We start from the raw sequence: 21,522 nt of genomic DNA, 5'->3' as shown, positions 1-21,522 counted from the left end.
CATCCAATTGGCCGTTGCTGGCGGGCAAGCAACACGTAATGCCGACCGGCCGCAAGGTCCAGAGGCGGGCCGGATCCGCCGGCGATTTCGCCGCGGCACAAAGCTCACGACAAGTCGTTTTGGAAGGAACAGATGATGGGAGACGGGTTCGTGTTCATCGAGATCGTGATCTTCGCGATGATCGCGGCCTTCCTCGTTTATCGGCTGCGCAGTGTCCTCGGCCGCCGGACGGGGGAGGAGCGTCAGCGCTCCAACCCCTTCACCGCCGCTCCGAACCCGGCGAAGCCCGACAATGTCGTGCCCCTGCCGGAGCGCAACCGGCCGCGGCCTGATGTCGCACCCGGCGCGGACGTGACCGCCCCGGACGAGCCGCTGTCGCTGGCCGCCTCCATCGACCAGATCCGGGCCGCCGATCCGAATTTTGACGAGAAGCATTTCCTGGAAGGCGCCAAGGCTGCCTTCGCCATGATCGTCGACGCCTTCGCCCGCGGCGACACCGCGACGCTGCGTCCACTGCTGGCGGACGACGTCTATGACAGCTTCGCCCGTGTCATCCGCGACCGTCAGGCCGCCGGCGAGCAGCACGAGGCCCGCATCGAACTGGTGCGCGAGGCCGAGGTGGTGGAAGCGAAGCTGGATGCCGGCCGCACCGCCCGCGTCACCGTGCGTCTGGTCTCCGATCAGGTGAATGTGGTGCGTGACCGCGAGGGCGCCGTGATCGACGGCGATCCCAAGGCGCTGGTGGAGAACACCGACGTCTGGACCTTCGCCCGCAACCTCCGCTCCCGCGATCCCAACTGGGCGCTGGTCGAGGTGCGTCCGGTTCAGTAACGAACGACCAGTGGTAATGACGTTCCACCATCGTCCCGGTTTCAGCGCCATCGTCCTCTTCGGGGCGGTGGCGTTGCTGTTTTCCGCCTGCGCCCCCAAGGAGGAGGCGAAGCCGCCGCCCGATGCCCTGACCCTGGCGCCGCTGTCCTTCGCCGACTTGCCCGGCTGGCGCACCGACCCGGTGGCCCAGGCGGTTCCGGCGCTCGCCCGCTCCTGTGCGCGGTTCAAGACCCAGCCGGCGGACCGGCCGATCGGGCCGAACGGGGTAGCGGGGACCATCGGCGACTGGCAGGTCCCTTGCGCGCAGCTGGCGGATCTGCCGCCCGGCGACGATGCCGCCGCCCGCGCCTTCTTCGAGGCGAACTTCACCCCCTACGCCGCCGGGAACAACGGCACGCGCGAGGGACTGTTCACCGGCTATTACGAGGCCGAGCTGGAAGGCAGCCGGAAGCCGGATCCGGCCTATCCGGTGCCGCTCTATCGCCGGCCGGCCGATCTGGTGATGGTCGATCTCGGCGACTTCTCCGATCGCTGGAAGGGGGAGCGCACCGCCGGCCGGGTGATCGACGGCAAGCTGAAGCCTTACGAGGATCGCGCCGCCATCGTCGCGGGGTCGCTCAAGGGCAAGGGGCTGGAGCTGGTCTGGGTGAAGGACCCGATCGGCGCCTTCTTCCTGCAAATCCAGGGCTCGGGGCGGATCCAGCTGGCCGACGGCGGCGAGATGCGCGTCGGTTACGCCGGTCAGAACGGCCACAAATACGTCGCCATCGGCAAGGAACTGATCGAGCGCGGCGCGCTGAAGCGGGAGGAGGTCTCGCTGCAGACCATCCGCGCTTGGCTGCTCGCCCATCCCGATCAGGCACCGGCGGTGATGAACGTCAACCCGTCCTACGTCTTCTTCCAGCCGCTGTCCGGCGACGGCCCCAACGGTGCCCAGGGCGTGGCGCTGACCCCCGGCCGCAGTCTGGCGGTGGATTCCAAATTCATGCCCTATGGCGTGCCGGTGTGGCTGGATGCGGAGGACCCGCTGGATACCGGGCAGCGGCTGCAGCGGCTGCTGGTCGCCCAAGACACGGGCGGAGCGATCCGCGGGCCGGTGCGCGGCGACGTCTTCTGGGGCCATGGCCCGGAGGCGGAGCAGCGGGCCGGAGTGATGAAGAGCCGTGGAAGCTATACGCTGCTGCTGCCCAAGAGCGTGAAGGTGGCGGCAGGCGGGTAGGGGAATGTTTCACGTGAAGCAGGGGGCACCCGATGCGAGTGCCCCCTGCCTTCTCACAGAATGAACTTCGACAGATCGGCGTTCTTCGCCAGACCGCCAACCCGCTCGCGGACCAGGGCGGCATCGATGGTGATGGTCTCGCCGGCGCGGTCGCTGGCGGCGAAGCTGATCTCCTCCAGCAGCCGCTCCAGCACTGTGTGCAGGCGGCGGGCGCCGATGTTCTCGACCGAGCTGTTGATCTCCGCCGCCAGACGGGCCAGCTCGTCGATGCTGTCGTCGGTGAAGACCAGATCGACCTCCTCCGTCTTCATCAGCGCCTTGTACTGACGGATCAGGCTGGCTTCCGGTTCGGTGAGGATGCGCTTGAAGTCGTCCTGGCTCAGCGCCTTCAACTCGACCCGGATCGGCAGACGGCCCTGAAGTTCGGGCAGCAGGTCGGACGGCTTGGCGATGTGGAAAGCGCCCGACGCGATGAACAGGATGTGGTCGGTCTTCACCGGGCCGTGCTTGGTCGACACCGTCGTGCCTTCGATCAGCGGCAGCAGGTCGCGCTGAACGCCCTCGCGGCTGACATCGGCGCCGCGGGCGTCGGAGCGGGCGGAGATCTTGTCGATCTCGTCCAGGAAGACGATGCCGTTCTGCTCGACCGCGCGGATCGCCTCCGCCACCACCTTTTCCTGGTCCAGCAGCTTGTCGGACTCCTCAGCCATCAGCACGCCGTGGCTTTCGGCCACCGACATGCGGCGGGTCTTGGTGCGGCCGCCCATCATCTTGCCGAACATGTCGTTCAGGTTCAGCATCCCCATCTGGGCGCCCGGCATGCCGGGGATGTCGAAGGTCGGCATGTTGCCGGCCCCGGTGTCGGCGACCTGGACCTCGATCTCCTTGTCGTTCAGCGTGCCTTCGCGCAGCATCTTGCGGAACTTGGCACGCGTTTCCGCACTGGCGCTGTCGCCGCACAGCGCGTCGAGCACGCGCTCCTCGGCGCGCAGTTCGGCCTTGGCGGCAACCTCCTTGCGCAGGCGCTCGCGGGTCAGGCCGATGGCGGCCTCCACCAGATCGCGGACGATCTGCTCGACGTCGCGGCCGACATAGCCGACCTCGGTGAACTTGGTGGCCTCCACCTTCAGGAAGGGGGCCTGGGCCAGCCGGGCAAGGCGGCGGGCGATCTCGGTCTTGCCGACACCGGTCGGGCCGATCATCAGGATGTTCTTCGGCAACACCTCTTCCCGCAAGCCTTCGGGCAGCTGCTGCCGGCGCCAGCGGTTGCGCAGCGCGATGGCGACCGCGCGCTTGGCGTCGTTCTGGCCGACGATGTAGCGGTCGAGTTCCGAGACGATCTCGCGCGGGCTGAAGGCGGCGCTGTCGGCGGAGACGGATGCGGTCTGAATCGTCATGGCGCTCACAGCTTTTCCAGGGTGACGTTTTCGTTGGTGTAGACGCAGATGCCGGCGGCGATCCTCATCGCCTTGCGCGCCACGGCTTCCGCATCCATCCCGTCGATGTCGATCAGCGCACGGGCCGCCGACAGGGCGTAGGACCCGCCGGAGCCGATGCCGATCAGCCCGTCCTCCGGCTCCAGGACGTCGCCGTTGCCGGTCAGCACCAGGCTGACGGACTTGTCGGCGACGGCCATCATCGCTTCCAACCGGCGCAGGTAGCGGTCGGTGCGCCAGTCCTTGGCCATCTCGACGCAGGCGCGGGTCAGCTGGCCGGGATACTGCTCCAGCTTGCCTTCCAGCCGCTCGAACAGGGTCAGCGCGTCGGCGGTGGCGCCGGCGAAGCCCGCCATCACCGTGCCGCCGGCCAGCCAGCGGACCTTGCGCGCGTTGGCCTTCATCACCGTCGGGCCGACCGAGACCTGCCCGTCGCCGGCGATCACCACCTGACCGTTCTTGCGCACCGACAGGATGGTGGTGCCATGCCATTGGATGGGATCATGTGGATTGGACGCTGGATAGGTCATGCGGAAACCACGCTGGACAATGGGGAACGGCCTGCCGTCCCCTGGAGTGCTGCGCCGATGCGGCGCGCGGACCCCTTTGAATCGTGGAGGCAGGACATCCGGTCTATGTGGGAGGGGCGATGTCGCCGTCAAGCAGTTCGCCGTCTGGCGCCTCATCCTCCCACAGCGGATCGGGCGGGCTGTTGCGGCGTGGTTTGCCCGGCTTGGATGGAGCCGGAGGCTGAACGGCGGCGACCGCATCCACCCCCAGCCGGTCGAGCAGCGGGCCGAGCGCCAGGAACTCCACAAGCCCCGCCGGCGTGACGGAGGAGCGGCCGGCGGCCGGTGCCACGCCGGCCAGTGCGCCGCTTCCGTCGAGCAGCGGGTCGCCGGCTTCCGTCACCGCGGTGAACAGGTCGGCCGAGCCCACATCCGCCTGGATCAGTGTGCCGCCACGAGCCTCGTCGGCCGGCAGGCCCCCGACGATCCCGGCTATTTCCCTGCTGCGTCCGCCGATGACCGCCCGCACCGGGTCGCTGACGCGCAGGGCCGCGGTACGTAGGGACAGGGCGGGCAGCCGCGCCGGCACCCGGACCAGGGCAAAGCCGCTGGCCGCGTCGCGCCCGATCACCCAGCCGGTCAGCTCCACGCCACGGGCCGGCCGCACCGTGACGGTGAGGTCGGTTCCGGGGAGGGGAGCCAGTAGCACAGCCTGCACCTCGCCGGCGACATCGGTTTCTCCGATCACCAGCCCGTGCGACCGGCCGACTGGTATCCTCGCCGACGCGATCCGGCCGGATCCGGCCCCGCCGCGCAGAAGCAGGCGGCTGGGGGCAGCCTGTGCAGGGGTTGCGACCGGAGCGGAGGGTGCCGCGGCTGGCGAGGCATTTGGCGTCAGCGGAATGGGGCCGGATCCGGGCGGTGCCGCCACGGGAAACGCCGTCGACGGCCGTGCGGCCGGGGAGGGCAGGGCGCCACCGGACAGCAGGGCGCGGAAACCGGCGTCGGCGGCGAGCGCCTCCACCGCCGCGGCGAAGGCCTCCTCGACCAGCAGGGTCTCGCCCTGGGGCACCCCGCGTTCCTGTGCCGTGGCTCCGGTGGTGACGAGGCGATGGACCAGCCCGTCGCCGCGCGCGTCGTAGACCGTCCATTCCACCTTGACGCTGCCGGTGCCGGAACTGCCCTTGCTGCTGCCGGTCAGCCAGTTGGTGCGGTGGCACAGCTCCAGCTGCACGTCGCGCAGGTCGCCCTGCACGGTGAAGCGGGCGCGGCTGCGGTTGCCGTCGGGGTTGTCGGGACCGCCGGGCCGGCCGACCACGTCGAAGCCGGCGGCGGTCATCACCTCGGCAAACCGCTCGTCGAAGGTGGAGCCGCGCCGCATGTTGACGCCGCTCGTCCAATAGACGTCGTCATAGGGCGGGGCGCAGTCGATGCCCCAGACATAGCGGCCGATCTGCATCCCGCGCCGCATCGAGCCGATGGTCAGCTCGCCGAAGCGGAAGGGCGCGGTGGTACCGGCAGCGACCGGCGCCGCCGCCTTTCCGACCGGCGGAGGCGGGGACATGCCGCCGCAGCCGGCCGGCAAAAGGCCGAGAAGGAGAATCAAAGCTGCGGCGAATGGGCGCGGGTGGGTCGTCATAAGCGGATATGCACGCAGTAAGTGTGAAAGACTGTACCCCGCACACCCATGTAGGACAATCGTCGGAATGGACAGAGCGCGCATCATTCGTGCCGGATGCTGGCGCGTGCGGATGCTTCCTGCTACAAAACCGCCATGGACCAGACCCCCACCAACGGCGGCCGCCGCGCCTCGATCGAGCGGAACACCACGGAGACCCGGATCCGGGTCGCGCTGAACCTGGACGGCACCGGCGTCTATGACGTCAAGACGGGGGTCGGCTTCCTCGACCATATGCTGGAGCAGCTGTCGCGCCACAGCCTGATGGACCTGACGGTCCTGGCCGACGGCGACCTGCACATCGACTATCACCACACCACCGAGGACACCGGCATCGCCATCGGCATGGCGGTGGCGAAGGCGCTGGGCGACCGCAAGGGCATCCAGCGCTATGGCCATTCCTATGTCCCGATGGACGAGACGCTGACGCGGGTGGCGCTGGACTTCTCCAACCGGCCCTACCTGATCTGGAAGGTGAACTTCACCCGCGACAAGATCGGCGATTTCGACACCGAGCTGTTCCGTGAATGGTTCCAGGCCTTCGCCATGGCCGCCGGCGTGACGCTGCACGTCGAAAACCTGTATGGCGAGAACAACCACCACATCGTGGAAAGCTGCTACAAGGCGCTTGCCCGCGCGCTGCGCGCCGGGGTGGAGATCGACCCGCGCAAGCGCGATGCGGTGCCCTCCACCAAGGGCACGCTCGGCGGATCGCTCTGACGGCGGGGACCTGAAGTCTCCCTCCGCCGTCCTATCGGAAGGTTTGTCACGTCCATGGAAACGGTCGCGCTGATCGATTACGGCTCCGGCAACCTGCGCTCCGCCGCCAAGGCGATCGAGCGCGCGGCCGGCGAAGCCGAATCCTCCTACAATGTCATCGTCACCTCCGATGCCGATGCGGTCCGCCATGCCGACCGCGTGGTGCTGCCCGGCGTCGGCGCCTTCGCCGACTGCAAGCGCGGCCTGTCGGAGGTCCCCGGCATGCTCGACGCGCTGGAGGAGGTGGTGCACCGCCGCGGCCGGCCCTTCCTGGGCATCTGCGTCGGCATGCAGCTGATGGCCGAACGCGGCCGCGAATATGGCGTGACCGAGGGGCTGGGCTGGATCCGCGGCGAGGTGGTGAAGCTGGAACCGGCCGATCCCACCTTGAAAATCCCGCATATGGGCTGGAACGAGCTGAACATCCGCCGCCCGCACCCGGTTCTTGCCGGGCTGCCGGAGGGCGCGCATGCCTATTTCGTCCATTCCTACCAGTTCAAGCCGGCTGACCCTGACACGCTGATCGCGTCCGCCGATTACGGCGGACCCTTCGCCGCGGTGGTCGGGCGCGACAATCTGGTCGGCACCCAGTTCCACCCGGAAAAGAGCCAGGCCACCGGTCTGGCGCTGATCGCCAATTTCCTGCGCTGGAAGGTCTGACGCGATGGCAGAGATCGCCATCGACAAGGTCGATGCGCTGAAGACCGCCGACCTGCATGACCTGTGCGACGCGGCCGACGATGCCATCCGCGCCGGCGGCGGTTTCGGCTGGGTCGAGCCGCCGCCGCGCGACGTGATGGAGCGCTTCTGGAAGGGCGTGCTGGTGGTGCCGGAACGGGTGCTGTTCGTCGCCCGCCTCGACGGGGTGGTGGCTGGATCCGCCCAGCTGGTCAAACCGCCGCGCAACAACGAGGCGCAGGCCCACGCCGCCCAGCTGACCACAAGCTTCGTCGCCCCCTGGGCGCGCGGCCACGGCCTTGCCCGCCGCCTGACGCTGGCGGTGGTGGAGGAGGCGCGCGCCGTTGGCTTCCAGGTGCTGAACCTCGACGTGCGGGTGACGCAGGAGGCGGCCATCGCGCTCTACGAATCGCTCGGCTTCAAGCGCTGGGGCACCCATCCCTTCTATGCGCTGGTGCAGGGCAAGCCGCTTGCCGGACATTTCTACTGCAAAGACCTTCAGCCCGATTCCCAGCCGCCCGCCGAATAACGCCCGACAACCGCCAGCCACGCCATAGGAAGACGCCCGCGATGATCATCTATCCCGCCATCGACCTCAAGGACGGTGCCTGCGTCCGCCTGCTGCGCGGCGAGATGAGCCAGGCCACGGTCTTCAACACCGATCCCGGCGAACAGGCCCGCCTGTTCCAGAGCCAGGGCTTCGAATGGCTGCATCTGGTCGACCTCAACGGCGCCTTCGAAGGCAAGCCGGTGAACGGCGCCGCGGTGGAAAGCATCCTGAAGTCGGTGACCATCCCGGTCCAGCTCGGCGGCGGCATCCGCGATCTGAACACCATCGGCATGTGGCTGGAGAAGGGGATCAGCCGCGTCATCCTGGGCACGGTGGCGTTGCGCGATCCGGAGCTGGTCAAGGCCGCCTGCCGCGAGTTCCCCGGCAAGGTCGCCGTCGGCATCGACGCGCGCGAAGGCTATGTCGCCGTGGCCGGCTGGGCCGAGACCTCCGACATCAAGGCGCTCGATCTGGCGCTGAAGTTCGAGGATTGCGGCGTCGCCGCCATCATCTACACCGACATCAACCGCGACGGCGCCATGGGTGGCGTCAATGTCGAGTCCACCTCCGACCTCGCCTTCCACCTGACCACCCCGGTGATCGCGTCGGGCGGCGTCTCCTCCATCGAGGACCTGAAGGCGCTGAAGTTGGAGGAGGATACCGGGATCGAGGGCGTGATCTGCGGCCGTGCGCTGTATGACGGCCGGATCGATCCGAAAGAGGCGCTGGCCCTGCTCTCCGCCCCCGCCGTCGAGGACGCCGACTGATGCTGAAGATGCGCGTCATCCCCTGCCTGGACGTCAAGGACGGCCGGGTGGTCAAGGGGGTTAACTTCGTCGATCTGGTCGATGCCGGCGATCCGGTGGAACAGGCCCGCGTCTATGATCGCGAGGGGGCCGACGAGCTGACCTTCCTCGACATCACCGCCAGCCACGAGAACCGCGACACCATATTCGACGTGGTGCGGCGGACGGCGGAACAGGTCTTCATGCCGCTGACCGTCGGCGGCGGCGTGCGCACGGTGGACGACATCCGCAAGCTGCTGCTGGCCGGCGCCGACAAGGTGTCGATCAACACGGCGGCGATCCATCGTCCGGAGTTCGTGCGCGAGGGGGCCGAGAAGTTCGGCGCCCAGTGCATCGTCGTCGCCATCGACGCCAAGAAGGTCGCTCCCGGCAAGTGGGAGGTCTTCACCCATGGCGGCCGCAACGCCACCGGCATCGACGCGGTGGAATGGGCCAAGCGGATGGAATCGCTGGGGGCAGGGGAAATCCTGCTGACCTCGATGGACCGCGACGGCACCAAGAGCGGTTTCGACCTGGAGCTGACGCGCACGGTGGCGGACTCGATCCGCATTCCGGTGATCGCGTCGGGCGGCGTCGGTACGCTCGACCATCTGGTGGAGGGCATCCGCGAGGGCCACGCCACCGCCGTGCTCGCCGCCTCGATCTTCCATTTCGGCACCTACACCATCGGTCAGGCCAAGGCGGCGCTGAGTGCAGCCGGCATCCCGGTGCGCCCGGCCAAGGCGGTGGAGACGGCCGCCGCGGAGAAAGCCAATGGGTGAGAAGAAGGCCATCGAGAAAGCCATGGAGAAGGCTGCCGAAAAGGCGCCGGCCCTGCCGTCGGCCGAGATGCTCGACCGGCTGTTCACCACCGTACTGGCCCGCAAGGGGGCGGATCCGGAGACCTCCTACACCGCGAAGCTCTACAGCCGCGGCACGGCCAAGATCGCCCAGAAGGTGGGCGAGGAGGCGGTGGAGGCGATCCTTGAGGCCGTGCGCGGCGACAAGGCGGCGCTGGCCGCGGAATCCGCCGACCTGCTCTATCACCTGCTGGTGCTGTGGGCCGACCTCGGACTGGATCCGGCGGAGGTCTGGAGCAAGCTCGCCCAGCGCGAGGGCACCAGCGGCATCGACGAGAAGAAGTCCCGCAAGGCTTGAGTGGGGCTTGGGCGGGACTCCCCAACAAGAGGACGCATGCGATGGCCAAGAGCTATGACGCCAACAACGTGTTCGCCCGCATCCTGCGAGGCGAAATCCCATGCAAGAAGGTGCATGAGACCGAACACGCGCTCGCCTTCCACGACATCGACCCGCAGGCGCCGACCCATGTGCTGGTGATCCCCAAGGGCGCCTACGTCGACATGGACGACTTCACCGCCAAGGCGTCCGACGCCGAGATTGCCTGCCTGTTCCGCGCGGTGGGCGAGGTCGCCCGCATGGTCGGCGCCGACGGCCCCGGCTACCGCATCCTGTCCAATTGCGGCGAGGCCGCGCATCAGGAAGTGCCCCACCTGCACATCCACCTGTTCGCCGGCCGCGACCTGGGGCGGATGATCGGGAAGGCTTGAGGGCGTTCAACGTTTTGCCCCCACCCTAACCCTCCCCCGCTCTCAGCGGACCTTCGGTCCGCCTGCCGCGTCAGCACAAAGCGGGGCTTTGTGCGAGAGCTGGGCAGGGGAGGGGATAAGTGCTTGTTCGGGAAGGCGGCGGCAGTCCCTCCCCTGCGAAGCGGGGGAGGTTAGGTGGGGGCATTTGAAGCCGACGCCTCTTCAAACAAGACCTACCGCCGCCGCGCCCCCACCCGACGCCGCGTCCCCTTCTTCGGCGGGACCGCATCCAAAATCGCCAGGATCGCCTCGATCCGCTCCTCGTCCAGATCGCCGATGCGTTCCGACAGCCGGTTGGCAAGCTCGGTCGCTCTCGCGCTCAGCCCCGCGGTGTCGACGGTCACGCGGGGATGCGACAGATCCGCCAGCCGTTCCAGCTCCTCCGCCTCGTCCCAAATGATGCCGAAATAGGCGCAGATCTGCCGGACCAGCTGCGGCGATGGCTGGCCGCGCTTGCCATGTTCCAGGGCTGACAGATAGGCGGACGAGATGGACAGGTCGGTCGCCATCTGCTTCAGCGTCACGCCTTTGGCGTCGCGCAGCGACCGGACCCGTTCGCCGAACGGGGTCATGTGGAGTCCCTGACTGTGTGGGACTCAGTCCTTACGGTCGCGCCGCCGTTTGATCAAGACATACAGCGCGCCGTCGCCGCCATCCTTCGGCCGGGCCGGCTGGATCGCCAGCACCATCGGGCGGAGGGCCGGATCCGCCAGCCAGCGGGGGGTCGCCTGACGCAGTACGCCCAGACCGCCGAAACTGCCCTTGCCGGTGATGACCAGAACGCAGCGCCGCCCCTCGTTCCAGGCGCGGTGGACGAAGGCGGCAAGCGCATTGTGCGCCTGGGCCTGGGTCATGCCGTGCAGGTCGATGCGGCCATCGATCTCCAGTTCGCCGCGGCGGAAGCGGTCGCCGGTGCGGCGGTCGATGTTGGCGGTCGAACCCGGCGTCAGCGGCGGATGGCCGGGCCGGGCCGGGCCGGGCGGGGAAGGGTGGCGGCGTGCGGTCGGCGGCGGGGCGAGGCTGGTCGCCACCGGCTCCTCCACCAGATCCGCCATGGTCGCCACTGGTTCCGGCTCAGCCTCGACCATGCGGCCGGGCATCGGTTCGGCGTCGCGCATGGCGAGCCGCCACAGGCGCCGCTCGTCGGGCGTGGGCAGTCGTCTGCGGGTCATCGGCGCGGAACCTTCTGCGGAAACGAAAAGGGCGGTGCCGACGGATAAAGCCCGTCGGCCCGCCCCTGTCAATGTGTGTTGCCGCAACGCGAAAGAAAAGACGTCCCAAGAAAGGATGGCGGCGCCGGTGGCGGTCAGCCGCCCGCCTTCAACGCGTCCAAACGCCCCTTCAACAGGGTGTATTCGGGGTCGCTCGGCTTGAACTGGGTGATCAGCTTGCTCCAATGGGCCTCGGCCTCGTCCTTGCGGCCCGACATCATGGCGTCGAGGCCGAGCAGCCACAGCGCGTCCTTGTTGTCCGGCTCAGCCTTCAGCGCCAGACGCAGGGCGGAGGTCGCCTCTTCCGGCAGCGGCTTCGGCGTCTCGTTGCGCGGCTGGGTCTGCAGCACGGCGTTGGCGTAGGCGACCTGCACGTCGGCCCGCTCCGGCGCCCGCTCGCGCGCCTTGCGGGCGGCGTCCAGCGCCTTGGCAGGCTCGCCCAGCACGCCATAGGAGCGGGCGAGCTTCAGCCAGCCATCGACGTCGGACGGATCGGCGTCCAGCCGGGCGGCGAGGTTGGCGACCATGCCGCGGATCATCTCGTCCTGGCCGGCCATGTTGGGCGGAGCGTTGGGAGCGGCGTTGGGAGCGGCCTGCGGGCCACCCGGCTGACCTTGCGCCGCCTGCTCTTTCTGCTCCGGCGGAAGCGGCTGCGGCGTCACCTTGGCGGGGTCGAGGTTCAGCGCCACCGCGGCCTCGCGGATCTGGTCGCGGACCACCGGCACCCACGGCGCGTCGGCGGGAGATTCCGCCATCAGCGCGCTCCAGCGGTCCAGCGCCCCTTGCTGGTCGCCGGCCTGGAAGCGGGCAAGGGCGGCGAAGAAGCGGGCGCGCGGGTCCTTCGGCTCCTTGGCCAGCACGGCGTCGAAGGCGGCCACCGCCTCTTCCGGGACCATGCCGTCGTTGGCGGAGACCAGCGTCTCGCCGAACAGGCCCTGGATCTCGACATCGTCCTTGTTAAGGGCGACGGCGTGGCGCAGCGCGTCGGCCGCGTCGGCATTGCGGCCCATCTTGGCATAGGCCTGGCCCAGGATCAGCCAGCCCTGCAGATCATTGGGGTTCTCGGCCAACTGGGCCTTCAGCTTGTCCATGGCGGCAAGCACGCTCTTGGGCGGACCGCCGCGCTCCTGCTCCAGATTGCGCGAGGCCAGCGGCTGGGCCGGCAGGTCGGGGCGGCCGACCGAGCCGTAGACCGCAAGCGCGCCGACCGGCAGCACCAGCGCCAGCAGCACCGCCAGCAGGCGACCGCTGCGCGCCGTCTTCGGCGCACCGGCATTGCCGCCCTTCTCGGCGGTCGCCAGCATGCGCCGGGCGATCTCCGCCTTGGCCGCTTCGGCCTGGGCGTCGTTGATCAGTCCGCGCGCCCGGTCGCGTTCCAGCTCGTCCAGCTGGTCGCGATAGACCTCGCGGTCGAACTCCTCGCGGTCGGGGCCGGATCCGGCAGACCGCAGCAGCGGCGGCACCAGCAGCAGCAGAACGGCCGCGGTCAGGACGGCGGCGAAAATCCAGAACAGCATCAGTCGTCTTTCCGCAGCAGGGCGTCCAGCCGCCGCCGCTCATCCGCGCTCAGGGGAGCGGTATCGGCGCCGGCGGCGACACCGCGCCGCCCGCGCAGGAACAGGAAGGTGCCGGCCGCACCCAGCAGCAGCACGGCGAAGGGGCCGATCCACAGCACCAGCGTGGTCGCCTTGAAGGGCGGACGCAGCAGCACATAGTCGCCATAGCGGTCGGTGACGAACTCCATCACCTTGTCGTCGCTGTCGCCGGCCTTCAGCCGGTCGCGCACCAGGACGCGCAGGTCGCGGGCCAGCGGCGCGTTGCTGTCGTCGATTGACTGGTTCTGGCAGACGAGGCAGCGCAGCTCCTGGCTGATGGCGCGGGCGCGAGATTCCAGCGCCGGGTCCTGCAGCACCTCGTCCGGCTGGACGGCCAGGGCGGGCGTGATGGCGGGGGACAAGGCCGACAGCGCCAGCAGGGCGGCGAGAAGGATGCGCTTCATCAGCCCTGCCTCAGATGCTTGACCATGGGGAGGATCTGCTCCTCCACCACCTGCGGGGTCAGCGGGCCGACATGCTTGTAGCGGATGCGGCCCTTGCGGTCGATCAGGTAGCTTTCCGGCACGCCGTAGACGCCCCAGTCGATCGACACCCGGCCGTCCTGGTCGGCGCCGATGGCGGCATAGGGGTTGCCGTTGCGCGACAGCCAGGTCAGCGCGTCCTCCGGCTTGTCCTTGTAGTTGATGCCGTAGACCGTCACCCCCTGCTCCCGCGACAGGCGGGTGATGACGGGATGCTCCGCTTTGCAGGGGATGCACCAGGAGGCGAAGACGTTCACCAGCGTCACGTCGCCGCTCAGCTTGGCCGAGGACAGGCCGGCGGTGGCGGGCTGACCTTGGACCATCTGGCCCGGGATCGCCGGCAGGTCGAAGGTCGGGGCCGGCTTGTCGATCAGGGCCGACGGGATGTCGCGCGGGTCACGCTCGAACCCCAGGTAGAAGGCCACGCCCACCCCGATGAACAGCAGGAAGGGCAGCAGGTACAGAAGGCGGCGCATCGTGTCTTGGTCCTCATTCGGCCGGAAGCGGGGCCGATTTTCCGGCCACCCGGCGGCGTTCGGGCGCGCCGATGCGGAAGCGACGGTCGGTCAGGCTCACCAGCCCGCCCAGCATCATCCCGACGCCGCCGATCCAGATCCACGGCACCAGCGGGTGGTGATAGATGCGGACGATCCAGGCGGTGCCGTTCTGCGTCGGGTCGCCCAGCGCCACGTACAGGTCGGAGAAGACCGTGGTGTGGATGGCCGATTCCGTGGTGGTCATGCGGGTGGTGCTGTAGCTGCGGCGCTCCGGCTCCAGCGTGGCGATGGGCCGGCCGTCCTTCGTCACCGTGAAGATGCCGCGCTCCGCCTTGAAGTTCGGGCCGTTCACCAGCCCGACGCTGTCGAAGTGGAACTCGTAGCCGGCGACGTTGGTCTGGTCGCCCGGCTTCATCGACGTGATTGATTCCGTCTGCCAGGCGGAGGTGCCGGTCATGCCCAGGATCGACAGGCCGATGCTGGCATGGGCGATGGTCATGCCCCAGGCGCTGCGCGGCAGATGCACCGCACGGTTCCAGCTGTTGCGGAACGAGGTGCGGAACAGGGCGATGCGGTCGGCGAACTCCACCAGCGAGCCGACGAAGGCCCAGGCGGCGAGCGCGATACCGACCAGCGCCATCAGCGGCCCGCCGCCCGCCTTGACATAGGCGGTGATGGCGACGGCGATCACCACGGCGACGCCGGCCACCCACAGCCGGGTCAGCGCCGCCCCCAGATCCGCCCGCTTCCACGACAGGTAGGGACCGACCACCATGGCGATCACCACCGGAATGGCGACCGGAACGAAGGTGGCGTTGAAGAAGGGGGCGCCGACCGACACCTTGCCCAGCTTCATGATGTCGAGGAACAGCGGATAGAGCGTGCCGATGAACACCGTCGCCGTCGCGGTGGACAGCAGCAGGTTGTTCAGCACCAGCGCGCCTTCGCGGCTGATCGGTGCGAACAGCCCGCCCGCCTTCAGCGACGGCGCCCGCAGGCTGTAGAGCAGAAGCGAGCCGCCGGTGGCGACCGCCAGCAGCACCAGGATGAAGATGCCGCGCTTGGGATCGACGGCGAAGGCATGGACCGAGGTCAGGATGCCGGAGCGCACCAGGAAGGTGCCCATCAGCGACAGCGAGAAGGTGACGATGGACAGCAGGATGGTCCAGCTCTTCAGCGCGTCACGCTTCTCCACCACGATGGCGGAGTGCAAGAGCGCGGTGCCGGCCAGCCAGGGCATGAAGGAGGCGTTCTCCACCGGGTCCCAATACCACCAGCCGCCCCAGCCCAGCTCGTAATAGGCCCACCAGGAGCCCATGGCGATGCCCATGGTCAGGGTCGACCATGCCGCCAGCGTCCAGGGCCGCACCCAGCGCGCCCAGGCGGGATCGACCCGCCCCTCGATCAACGCGGCGACCGCGAACGAGAAGGCCATGGAGAATCCGACATAGCCGGCATAGAGGAAGGGCGGGTGGAAGGCGAGGCCGGGGTCCTGCAGCAGCGGGTTCAGATCGTTGCCGTCCAGCGGCGCCGGGACCACGCGGATGAAGGGGTTGGAAGTGATCAGGATGAACAGCAGGAAACCGACCCCGATCAGACCCTGGACCGCCAGAACCCGCGCCTTCAGCGTCGGCGGCAGGTTGCGCCCGAACACGGCCACGGCGGCGCCGAAGATCGTCAGCATGACGATCCACAGCATCATCGAGCCCTCGTGGTTGCCCCAGACGCCCGACACCTTGTAGAGCATCGGCTTGGCCGAGTGGCTGTTCTGCACCACGTTCAGCACGCTGAAATCGGACACCACATGCGCCCAGGTCAGGGCGCCATAGGCGATCAGCACCAGCATCATCTGGGCGATGGCCGCGGGCACCGCGACGTTCATCCAGGCGCCGTTGCGGGTGGCGGCGCCGACCAGCGGCGGGACCGACTGCACCAGCGCGACGAACAGCGCCAGCACCAGCGCGTAATGGCCGAGTTCGGGGATCACGGGCCCGCTACTCCTTCTTCGCGGTCTTCGTCGCGGATTCGGCAGGGTTCTTGTAGACGCCGGCCTGCTTCAACGCCTCCGACACCTCCGGCGGCATGTAGTTCTCGTCATGCTTGGCCAGCACCTCGCGCGCGACGAAGACGCCGCCGGTCATCCTGCCCTCCGCCACCACGCCCTGGCCCTCGCGGAACAGGTCGGGCAGCTGGCCGCGATAGCGGACGTCCACCGTGTGGGCGGTATCGGTGACGCGGAAGGCGGTGGTGACGCCGTCCGGCTGCTTCTGCACGCTGCCTTCCTCGACCAGCCCGCCCAGGCGGAAATTGCGGTCGCCCACCTGCTGCGTCTGCAGCTGGCTGGGGCTGTAGAAGAAGACGATGTTGTCCTGGAAGGCGGTCAGCGCCAGGGCGGTCGCCGTGCCCAGCCCGAGAAGGGCGAGGCCCAGCATGTAGAGGCGGCGTTTCTTGCGGGTCATCCTTCGCTCGCTTCCGCCGGCGTTCCGGCGTTCTGATCGGCCGCTTTGCGGCCGGCATTGCGGGTGCGGCGGCGGGCCGGGCGGGCGCTTTCGAGCGCCTTCAGCGTCGCCTCGGCGTTGCGCAGCCCCTTCCAGGTGGCGGCCAGCAGGCCCAGCAGGACCAGAGTGGCGATGCCGTAGGCCGGCCAGACGTAGGCGGCGTACCCGCCCATGTGGAAGAATTCGCTCATCATCCTTACCCCCGCATCCCGTCCGCCACGGCGCCGTCACCGGCGACCGAAAGCCGCAGCGTCTGGATTTTGCGCTGGGCGATCTCGGTGCGCACGCGCAGCATGACGACCGACAGGAAATAGGCGGTGAAGGCGCCGGCCATCACCAGAAGCGGCGTCAGCATGCTGGGGTCGATGCTGGGACCGCCCATGCGTACGACGCTGGCGGGCTGGTGAAGCGTGTTCCACCAGTCGACCGAGAATTTGATGATCGGCACATTGACGATTCCGACCAGCAGCAGGACGTTGCCGGCCTTCATGCCGCGTTGCGGATCGTCGAAGGCGTTCACCAGGGCCATGTAGCCGAGATAGAGGAAGAACAGGATCAGCACGCTGGTCAGCCGCGCGTCCCACACCCACCAGGTGCCCCACATCGGCGCGCCCCACAGCGACCCGGTCACCAGGCAGACGAAGGTGAAGCCGGCGCCGATGGGGGCGGCAGCCTTGGCGAACAGGTCGGCCAGCGGGTGCTTCCACACCAGACCCACGCCGGCGGCGATGGCCATGTTGGTGTAGATGAACATGCTCATCCAGGCGGCGGGCACATGGATGTACATGATCCGCACCGTCTCGCCCTGCTGATAGTCGGGCGGCGAGCTGAACAGGCTGAGCCACAGCCCGAGGATCGTCAGGATCACGGTCGCCCCGGCGCACCATGGCAGCAGCACGGCCGAAAGGCGCAGGAAGCGGGCGGGATTGGCGAAACGATGCATAGAACGATGGCCCCGGTACAGGTGACCTTGGTCAGGCTTGCCGACGATATAAGCGCATGTATGGCGGACTGCGAGGGGTTTCGCCTTGATCTCGGTCAGGAAGATTCGCCATTCATTCGTACTCTTACACCAAGGTATCAGGCGCCTCAGGCCATTGCAGGCGCCTGTTTCACTCCCAGTCAGACGTCGGCGGCAGGGATTTTCATCCCTGTCGGCCGGTGATTTTTATGCGATCAGGCCGCCATGTCCTCCCGCACCGCCGCCCGCATCGCCTCGGCGATCCGGTCGAAATCGCCGAGGCTGACCGGCAGCAGGCCAAAGCGGAAGGGATAGCCCCAGTTCCGCACCCCGGCGGTCAGCTCAAGCTGGCCCAGCAGAGGCAGGATCGGCGCCTCCTCAGCCGGCCACCAGGACACGTCGCGCCGGAAGGGGACGAAGCCGCCGCCCATGTCGAACTGGTAGGGCTCGCCCGGCAGGACGGTGCCGATCGCGGTGAAGGATTTCAGCCCGTCCGCTGCGCCGAATTTGTCGGTGGGGGAGTAGTAGACCACCCGGTCGCCCGGCCGGATCCGCCGCAGCGGGGCCGCCTTGCCGTGGCAGACCTGCATGAACCCGCCGGCGCGGCCGCGCCGCACGTGCTCGGCGCTGGCGACTGCGATCCAGGCACCGGTCCGCGTGCTGCCGCTGCTCACGACCGCACCTGTTCGGCCTTGGCTTCGTGCTGGTTGGCTTCCTCACCCTGGTTGGGGGCGAACACGCGCAGGCGATGGCCGTCGGGGTCCTGTGCAACGAAGGTATGACCGAAATCCATCGCCGTCGGCGGCTGAAGGATCGTCAATCCACGGGTGCTCCAGTCGGCGTGCAGCTCGCGCACCGTAGCCTCGTCGGCGACGGTGAAGGCGATCTCGCCACCGCCGGGCGTGGTCGCAGCCGGCTCCACCGTGTGGCGCGACCACAGGCCCAGCATCAGCCCATCACCCGCCTTGAACATGGCGAAGGTGGGCGAGGCTTCCACCGCCGGCCGGCCCAGCAGGTCGGCATAGAAGGCGGCGCTGGCGGCCGGGCTGTCGACGTAGAGCAGGACGAAATCGAGGGCGAGGGCGGCGGTGTTGGTGGCGGTCTGGGTCGCGGTCATGGTCGGCTCCGGTCTTGAAGGATTGGGGTGGGGCGGTCGGTTCGGTTCGTTCCGTTCCGTTCGTCGCCCTCACCGGCAAAGCCAAGACTAAGCCAACATGCTGACAGTTTCCGTCAGCATCCCGTCAGCCCCATCCACCCATCATTGCGGGATGCCCTCCGCTGCGCGCCACTCCTTCAGCATCGCCTGTCGGCGGCGGGGATAGCGGGTCTCGCTGGTGGTCAGCGCCAGGATGCGGTCGGTGCGGAAATGGCGGAAGGACTGGCGCAGCTCGCACCATGCCACCATTACCCGCACCCGGTCGAAGAAGCCCAACGCGAACGGCCAGACGATGCGCCGGCTTTCCGACCCGTCGCGGTCGCGATAGGCGATCTCCAGCTTGCGCTCCGCCCGGATGGCGCTGCGGATGGTCGCCAGTTCGGCATCGCCGGCTGGGATCGGTTCGCCCGGACCCACCAGCAGGGCGGAGCCGTCCAGCCCCTCCCGTTTGTCCGGCGGCAGCACCGCGGCGATCTTGGCGAGCGCGTTGCGCGCCGCCCCGCCCAGCCGGCTGTCGCCGCGGTCCACCACCCAGCGGGAGCCCAGCACCAGCGCCTCGACCTCCTCCTCGGTAAACATCAGCGGCGGCAGCAGGAAGCCGGCGCGCAGCAGATAGCCGACACCCGGTTCCCCCTCGATCATCGCGCCCTGCGCCTGCAGGGTGGCGATGTCGCGATAGAGCGTGCGCAGGCTGACCCCCAGTTCGCCGGCAAGCGACTTGCCGCTGACCGGCTGGCGATGCCGCCGCAGAACCTGCATCAAATCGAGGAGACGTTCGGCGCGCGACATGGAGAACTGCGGAGAGAGGAAGGGGGGCTCATAATGACAAGGGGCGCTCCCCGATGGGAAGCGCCCCTGTTCATGGCAGGTCTCGCCCGGCGGTTGCCGGGCGTTCCGGACCCTATCGACGGATCACTCCGCCTTCTTGGTCAGGTCCTCGCCGGTGGTCTGGTCGACCTGCTTCATCGACAGCTTGACCTTGCCGCGGTCGTCGAAGCCGATGACCTTGACCTTCACCGAGTCACCCTGCGACACGACGTCCGACACCTTGCCGACGCGCTGCTGCGCCAGTTCGGAGATGTGGACGAGACCGTCGCGCGAGCCCAGGAAGTTCACGAAGGCGCCGAAATCGACGACCTTCACAACCTTGCCGGTGTAGACGACGTTCATCTCCGGCTCGGCGACGATGCCCTTGATCCACTCGATGGCGGCGTCCGACTTCTTCTGGTCGACGGCCGAAACCTTGACGGTGCCGTCGTCGTCGATGTCGATCTTGGCGCCGGTCTGCTCCACGATTTCGCGGATCACCTTGCCGCCGGAGCCGATCACGTCGCGGATCTTCTCCTTCGGGATGTTGATGACGGTGATGCGCGGGGCGTTCTCGTTGACGCCTTCGCGGGCGCCGGTCAGCGCCTTGGCCATCTCGCCCAGGATGTGCAGGCGGCCGTCCTTGGCCTGGCCCAGCGCGATCTTCATGATCTCCTCGGTGATCGAGGTGATCTTGATGTCCATCTGCAGCGCGGTGACACCGACCTCGGTGCCGGCGACCTTGAAGTCCATGTCGCCCAGGTGATCTTCGTCACCCAGGATGTCCGACAGGACGGCGAAGCCGCTGTCTTCCTTGATCAGGCCCATGGCGATGCCGGCGACCGGACGGGCCAGCGGCGCGCCGGCGTCCATCAGCGACAGCGAGGTGCCGCAGACGGTGGCCATCGAGGAGGAGCCGTTGGACTCCGTGACTTCCGACACGACGCGCAGCGTGTAGGGGAAATCTTCCTTCTTCGGCAGCAGCGGGTGGATCGCGCGCCAAGCCAGCTTGCCGTGGCCGATCTCGCGGCGGCCCGGGCTGCCCATGCGCCCGGCTTCACCCACCGAGTACGGGGGGAAGTTGTAGTGCAGCATGAAGTGCTCGCGGTACTCGCCTTCGAGCGCGTCGATGATCTGCTCGTCCTGGCTGGTGCCCAGCGTGGTGACGACCAGCGCCTGGGTCTCGCCGCGGGTGAACAGGGCCGAACCGTGGGCGCGCGGCAGGATGCCGACTTCCGACACGATCGGGCGCACGGTCTTGGTGTCGCGGCCGTCGATGCGGCGGCCGGTCTTCAGGACGGCGCCGCGCAGGATGTCGGCCTCAAGCTCCTTGAACTCGAAACCGATCGACTGGGCGTCGAATTCCTCGGCCAGCGTCTCGAGCGCCTTCGCCTTGGCGGCGCCGACCTTCTCATAACGGCTCTGCTTCACGGTCTCGGTGTAGGCGGCCTCGACGTCCGGCCCGACGGTCTCGCGCAGGCGGGCCTTCAGGGCCTTGCGGTCATAGGCCGGCTCCGGCAGGTCCCACGGGTCCTTGGCGGCTTCCTCGGCCAGGTCGATGATCATGTTGATCACCGGCTGGAAGTTGGTGTGGCCGAACATGACGGCGCCCAGCATGACCTCTTCGGTCAGCTCCTTGGCTTCCGATTCGACCATCAGCACGCCTTCGACGGTGCCGGCGACGACCAGATCCAGGTCGCTGTCCTCGACCTCGTCCATGGTCGGGTTCAGGATGTACTGGCCGTTCTTGTAGCCGACGCGAGCGGCGCCGATCGGACCCAGGAACGGGATGCCGGAGATCGTCAGGGCGGCCGAGGCGCCGACCATCGCCACGATGTCCGGATCATTCTCCAGATCATGGCTCAGCACGGTGCAGACGACCTGCGTCTCATTGCGGAAGCCATCGGCGAACAGCGGACGGATCGGACGGTCGATCAGGCGGCTGACCAGCGTTTCCTTCTCGGTCGGACGGCCTTCGCGCTTGAAGAAGCCGCCGGGAATCTTGCCGGCCGCGAACGCCTTTTCCTGGTAATTGACGGTCAGCGGGAAGAAATCGACGCCCGGCTTCGGCGCCTTGGCGGCGACGGCGGTGCACAGGACGGTGGTGTCACCATAGGTGACCAGAACCGCGCCGTTGGCCTGACGGGCGATCTTGCCCGTTTCCAGGACCAGCTTGCGCCCGCCCCATTCGATTTCTTTGCGATGAACAGTGAACATGGATTCTTTCCTTCCATCCGACACCCTGCAACGGCCGGATTGCCGC

25 protein-coding genes are annotated in these 21,522 nt (G+C 68.3%); 9 read left to right on the top strand and 16 right to left on the bottom strand.

Annotated elements, in window-relative coordinates; all coding sequences use genetic code 11:
- Positions 1-135 precede the first annotated feature (135 nt).
- Both ACCD06_RS16630 and ACCD06_RS16625 read left to right on the top strand, forming a co-directional pair.
- Entirely contained in the window at positions 136-831 is a 696-nt protein-coding gene (locus tag ACCD06_RS16630) for a Tim44/TimA family putative adaptor protein (RefSeq protein WP_136705812.1), read from the top strand.
- A gap of 16 nt (positions 832-847) precedes the next feature.
- Positions 848-2,050: a murein transglycosylase A gene (locus tag ACCD06_RS16625; RefSeq protein ID WP_413341895.1), complete on the top strand. Its 1,203-nt coding sequence runs from the start codon at positions 848-850 to the stop codon at positions 2,048-2,050.
- A 53-nt stretch (positions 2,051-2,103) separates the two neighbouring features.
- Here the strand turns inward: ACCD06_RS16625 and hslU are convergent, their stop codons facing one another.
- From hslU to ACCD06_RS16610, 3 genes are all read right to left on the bottom strand, one after another.
- Positions 2,104-3,447 (bottom strand): ATP-dependent protease ATPase subunit HslU, encoded by a 1,344-nt coding sequence (gene hslU, locus ACCD06_RS16620; RefSeq protein WP_109074920.1) that lies wholly within the window; start codon positions 3,445-3,447, stop codon positions 2,104-2,106.
- A 5-nt stretch (positions 3,448-3,452) separates the two neighbouring features.
- Positions 3,453-4,016 (bottom strand): ATP-dependent protease subunit HslV, encoded by a 564-nt coding sequence (gene hslV / locus ACCD06_RS16615; protein ID WP_413341893.1) that lies wholly within the window; start codon positions 4,014-4,016, stop codon positions 3,453-3,455.
- A 103-nt stretch (positions 4,017-4,119) separates the two neighbouring features.
- Positions 4,120-5,559 carry a serine protease gene (locus ACCD06_RS16610; RefSeq protein WP_413341892.1) on the bottom strand — a complete coding sequence of 480 codons (1,440 nt, stop codon included), beginning with the start codon at positions 5,557-5,559 and terminating at the stop codon, positions 4,120-4,122.
- A gap of 210 nt (positions 5,560-5,769) precedes the next feature.
- On the opposite strand from ACCD06_RS16610, the gene hisB reads away from it, so the two are divergent.
- From hisB to ACCD06_RS16575, 7 genes are read left to right on the top strand one after another with little or no spacing between them, the layout of a single operon-like run.
- Complete coding sequence (gene hisB / locus ACCD06_RS16605; protein WP_109075005.1) at positions 5,770-6,393, top strand: imidazoleglycerol-phosphate dehydratase HisB; 624 nt, start codon at positions 5,770-5,772, stop codon at positions 6,391-6,393.
- 54 nt (positions 6,394-6,447) lie between these two features.
- Entirely contained in the window at positions 6,448-7,092 is a 645-nt protein-coding gene (hisH, locus tag ACCD06_RS16600; RefSeq protein WP_136704820.1) for an imidazole glycerol phosphate synthase subunit HisH, read from the top strand.
- A gap of 4 nt (positions 7,093-7,096) precedes the next feature.
- Positions 7,097-7,639, top strand: a complete 543-nt coding sequence (locus ACCD06_RS16595; RefSeq protein WP_109074917.1) for a GNAT family N-acetyltransferase — start codon at positions 7,097-7,099, stop codon at positions 7,637-7,639.
- A 41-nt stretch (positions 7,640-7,680) separates the two neighbouring features.
- Positions 7,681-8,427 carry a 1-(5-phosphoribosyl)-5-[(5-phosphoribosylamino)methylideneamino]imidazole-4-carboxamide isomerase gene (hisA, locus tag ACCD06_RS16590; protein WP_109074916.1) on the top strand — a complete coding sequence of 249 codons (747 nt, stop codon included), beginning with the start codon at positions 7,681-7,683 and terminating at the stop codon, positions 8,425-8,427.
- Positions 8,427-9,227: an imidazole glycerol phosphate synthase subunit HisF gene (gene hisF, locus ACCD06_RS16585; RefSeq protein WP_252138353.1), complete on the top strand. Its 801-nt coding sequence runs from the start codon at positions 8,427-8,429 to the stop codon at positions 9,225-9,227. The genes hisA and hisF overlap by 1 nt, the downstream gene beginning before the upstream one ends.
- 22 nt (positions 9,228-9,249) lie before the next feature.
- Complete coding sequence (locus ACCD06_RS16580) at positions 9,250-9,603, top strand: phosphoribosyl-ATP diphosphatase (protein WP_413342511.1); 354 nt, start codon at positions 9,250-9,252, stop codon at positions 9,601-9,603.
- A gap of 41 nt (positions 9,604-9,644) precedes the next feature.
- Positions 9,645-10,013, top strand: a complete 369-nt coding sequence (locus ACCD06_RS16575) for a histidine triad nucleotide-binding protein (RefSeq protein ID WP_413341888.1) — start codon at positions 9,645-9,647, stop codon at positions 10,011-10,013.
- A 212-nt stretch (positions 10,014-10,225) separates the two neighbouring features.
- Here the strand turns inward: ACCD06_RS16575 and ACCD06_RS16570 are convergent, their stop codons facing one another.
- The 13 genes from ACCD06_RS16570 to pnp all read right to left on the bottom strand — a co-directional run bounded on the left by ACCD06_RS16570 (position 10,226) and on the right by pnp (position 21,476).
- Positions 10,226-10,624 carry a helix-turn-helix domain-containing protein gene (locus ACCD06_RS16570; protein WP_136704818.1) on the bottom strand — a complete coding sequence of 133 codons (399 nt, stop codon included), beginning with the start codon at positions 10,622-10,624 and terminating at the stop codon, positions 10,226-10,228.
- Between the two features lie 24 nt (positions 10,625-10,648).
- Positions 10,649-11,224, bottom strand: coding sequence for a Smr/MutS family protein (locus ACCD06_RS16565; protein WP_413341886.1), 576 nt, complete (start codon positions 11,222-11,224; stop codon positions 10,649-10,651).
- Between the two features lie 134 nt (positions 11,225-11,358).
- Positions 11,359-12,780, bottom strand: coding sequence for a c-type cytochrome biogenesis protein CcmI (gene ccmI / locus ACCD06_RS16560; RefSeq protein WP_413341884.1), 1,422 nt, complete (start codon positions 12,778-12,780; stop codon positions 11,359-11,361).
- A complete protein-coding gene (locus tag ACCD06_RS16555; protein WP_109074910.1) occupies positions 12,780-13,262 on the bottom strand; it encodes a cytochrome c-type biogenesis protein in 483 nt (160 codons plus the stop codon). Before ACCD06_RS16555 ends, ccmI begins: the two co-directional genes overlap by 1 nt.
- The gene (locus tag ACCD06_RS16550; protein WP_136704815.1) at positions 13,262-13,816 is read right to left on the bottom strand and encodes a DsbE family thiol:disulfide interchange protein; all 555 of its coding nucleotides are present in this window, start codon (positions 13,814-13,816) and stop codon (positions 13,262-13,264) included. Before ACCD06_RS16550 ends, ACCD06_RS16555 begins: the two co-directional genes overlap by 1 nt.
- Positions 13,817-13,829: 13 nt before the next feature.
- Positions 13,830-15,824, bottom strand: a complete 1,995-nt coding sequence (locus tag ACCD06_RS16545; RefSeq protein WP_413341881.1) for a heme lyase CcmF/NrfE family subunit — start codon at positions 15,822-15,824, stop codon at positions 13,830-13,832.
- A gap of 7 nt (positions 15,825-15,831) precedes the next feature.
- The gene (gene ccmE, locus ACCD06_RS16540) at positions 15,832-16,296 is read right to left on the bottom strand and encodes a cytochrome c maturation protein CcmE (protein WP_413341879.1); all 465 of its coding nucleotides are present in this window, start codon (positions 16,294-16,296) and stop codon (positions 15,832-15,834) included.
- Positions 16,293-16,529 carry a heme exporter protein CcmD gene (gene ccmD / locus ACCD06_RS16535; RefSeq protein WP_246457618.1) on the bottom strand — a complete coding sequence of 79 codons (237 nt, stop codon included), beginning with the start codon at positions 16,527-16,529 and terminating at the stop codon, positions 16,293-16,295. Before ccmD ends, ccmE begins: the two co-directional genes overlap by 4 nt.
- Positions 16,530-16,531: 2 nt before the next feature.
- The gene (locus ACCD06_RS16530) at positions 16,532-17,278 is read right to left on the bottom strand and encodes a heme ABC transporter permease (protein ID WP_109074906.1); all 747 of its coding nucleotides are present in this window, start codon (positions 17,276-17,278) and stop codon (positions 16,532-16,534) included.
- A 233-nt stretch (positions 17,279-17,511) separates the two neighbouring features.
- Positions 17,512-17,970, bottom strand: coding sequence for an EVE domain-containing protein (locus ACCD06_RS16525; protein WP_413341877.1), 459 nt, complete (start codon positions 17,968-17,970; stop codon positions 17,512-17,514).
- Entirely contained in the window at positions 17,967-18,413 is a 447-nt protein-coding gene (locus tag ACCD06_RS16520; RefSeq protein WP_413341875.1) for a VOC family protein, read from the bottom strand. The genes ACCD06_RS16525 and ACCD06_RS16520 overlap by 4 nt, the downstream gene beginning before the upstream one ends.
- Positions 18,414-18,554: 141 nt before the next feature.
- The gene (locus ACCD06_RS16515; protein ID WP_413341873.1) at positions 18,555-19,241 is read right to left on the bottom strand and encodes a helix-turn-helix transcriptional regulator; all 687 of its coding nucleotides are present in this window, start codon (positions 19,239-19,241) and stop codon (positions 18,555-18,557) included.
- A 123-nt stretch (positions 19,242-19,364) separates the two neighbouring features.
- The gene (gene pnp, locus ACCD06_RS16510; RefSeq protein ID WP_413341871.1) at positions 19,365-21,476 is read right to left on the bottom strand and encodes a polyribonucleotide nucleotidyltransferase; all 2,112 of its coding nucleotides are present in this window, start codon (positions 21,474-21,476) and stop codon (positions 19,365-19,367) included.
- Positions 21,477-21,522: the final 46 nt, after the last annotated feature.

The sequence above is a fragment of the Azospirillum sp. CT11-132 genome (assembly GCF_047302835.1).
In the GTDB taxonomy this organism is placed as follows: Bacteria; Pseudomonadota; Alphaproteobacteria; order Azospirillales; family Azospirillaceae; genus Azospirillum.
The sequence above is the reverse complement of the archived record's forward strand: the minus strand, read 5'-3'. Positions and strand labels throughout refer to the sequence as shown.

Coding starts and splice junctions, on each gene's coding strand:
- ACCD06_RS16630 (WP_136705812.1), top strand. CDS start 136: ATGGGAGACGGGTTCGTGTTCATCGAGATCGTGATCTTCGCGATGATC.
- ACCD06_RS16625 (WP_413341895.1), top strand. CDS start 848: ATGACGTTCCACCATCGTCCCGGTTTCAGCGCCATCGTCCTCTTCGGG.
- hslU (WP_109074920.1), bottom strand. CDS start 3,447: ATGACGATTCAGACCGCATCCGTCTCCGCCGACAGCGCCGCCTTCAGC.
- hslV (WP_413341893.1), bottom strand. CDS start 4,016: ATGACCTATCCAGCGTCCAATCCACATGATCCCATCCAATGGCATGGC.
- ACCD06_RS16610 (WP_413341892.1), bottom strand. CDS start 5,559: ATGTCCCCGCCTCCGCCGGTCGGAAAGGCGGCGGCGCCGGTCGCTGCC.
- hisB (WP_109075005.1), top strand. CDS start 5,770: ATGGACCAGACCCCCACCAACGGCGGCCGCCGCGCCTCGATCGAGCGG.
- hisH (WP_136704820.1), top strand. CDS start 6,448: ATGGAAACGGTCGCGCTGATCGATTACGGCTCCGGCAACCTGCGCTCC.
- ACCD06_RS16595 (WP_109074917.1), top strand. CDS start 7,097: ATGGCAGAGATCGCCATCGACAAGGTCGATGCGCTGAAGACCGCCGAC.
- hisA (WP_109074916.1), top strand. CDS start 7,681: ATGATCATCTATCCCGCCATCGACCTCAAGGACGGTGCCTGCGTCCGC.
- hisF (WP_252138353.1), top strand. CDS start 8,427: ATGCTGAAGATGCGCGTCATCCCCTGCCTGGACGTCAAGGACGGCCGG.
- ACCD06_RS16580 (WP_413342511.1), top strand. CDS start 9,250: ATGGAGAAGGCTGCCGAAAAGGCGCCGGCCCTGCCGTCGGCCGAGATG.
- ACCD06_RS16575 (WP_413341888.1), top strand. CDS start 9,645: ATGGCCAAGAGCTATGACGCCAACAACGTGTTCGCCCGCATCCTGCGA.
- ACCD06_RS16570 (WP_136704818.1), bottom strand. CDS start 10,624: ATGACCCCGTTCGGCGAACGGGTCCGGTCGCTGCGCGACGCCAAAGGC.
- ACCD06_RS16565 (WP_413341886.1), bottom strand. CDS start 11,224: ATGACCCGCAGACGACTGCCCACGCCCGACGAGCGGCGCCTGTGGCGG.
- ccmI (WP_413341884.1), bottom strand. CDS start 12,780: ATGCTGTTCTGGATTTTCGCCGCCGTCCTGACCGCGGCCGTTCTGCTG.
- ACCD06_RS16555 (WP_109074910.1), bottom strand. CDS start 13,262: ATGAAGCGCATCCTTCTCGCCGCCCTGCTGGCGCTGTCGGCCTTGTCC.
- ACCD06_RS16550 (WP_136704815.1), bottom strand. CDS start 13,816: ATGCGCCGCCTTCTGTACCTGCTGCCCTTCCTGCTGTTCATCGGGGTG.
- ccmE (WP_413341879.1), bottom strand. CDS start 16,296: ATGACCCGCAAGAAACGCCGCCTCTACATGCTGGGCCTCGCCCTTCTC.
- ccmD (WP_246457618.1), bottom strand. CDS start 16,529: ATGATGAGCGAATTCTTCCACATGGGCGGGTACGCCGCCTACGTCTGG.
- ACCD06_RS16530 (WP_109074906.1), bottom strand. CDS start 17,278: ATGCATCGTTTCGCCAATCCCGCCCGCTTCCTGCGCCTTTCGGCCGTG.
- ACCD06_RS16520 (WP_413341875.1), bottom strand. CDS start 18,413: ATGACCGCGACCCAGACCGCCACCAACACCGCCGCCCTCGCCCTCGAT.
- ACCD06_RS16515 (WP_413341873.1), bottom strand. CDS start 19,241: ATGTCGCGCGCCGAACGTCTCCTCGATTTGATGCAGGTTCTGCGGCGG.
- pnp (WP_413341871.1), bottom strand. CDS start 21,476: ATGTTCACTGTTCATCGCAAAGAAATCGAATGGGGCGGGCGCAAGCTG.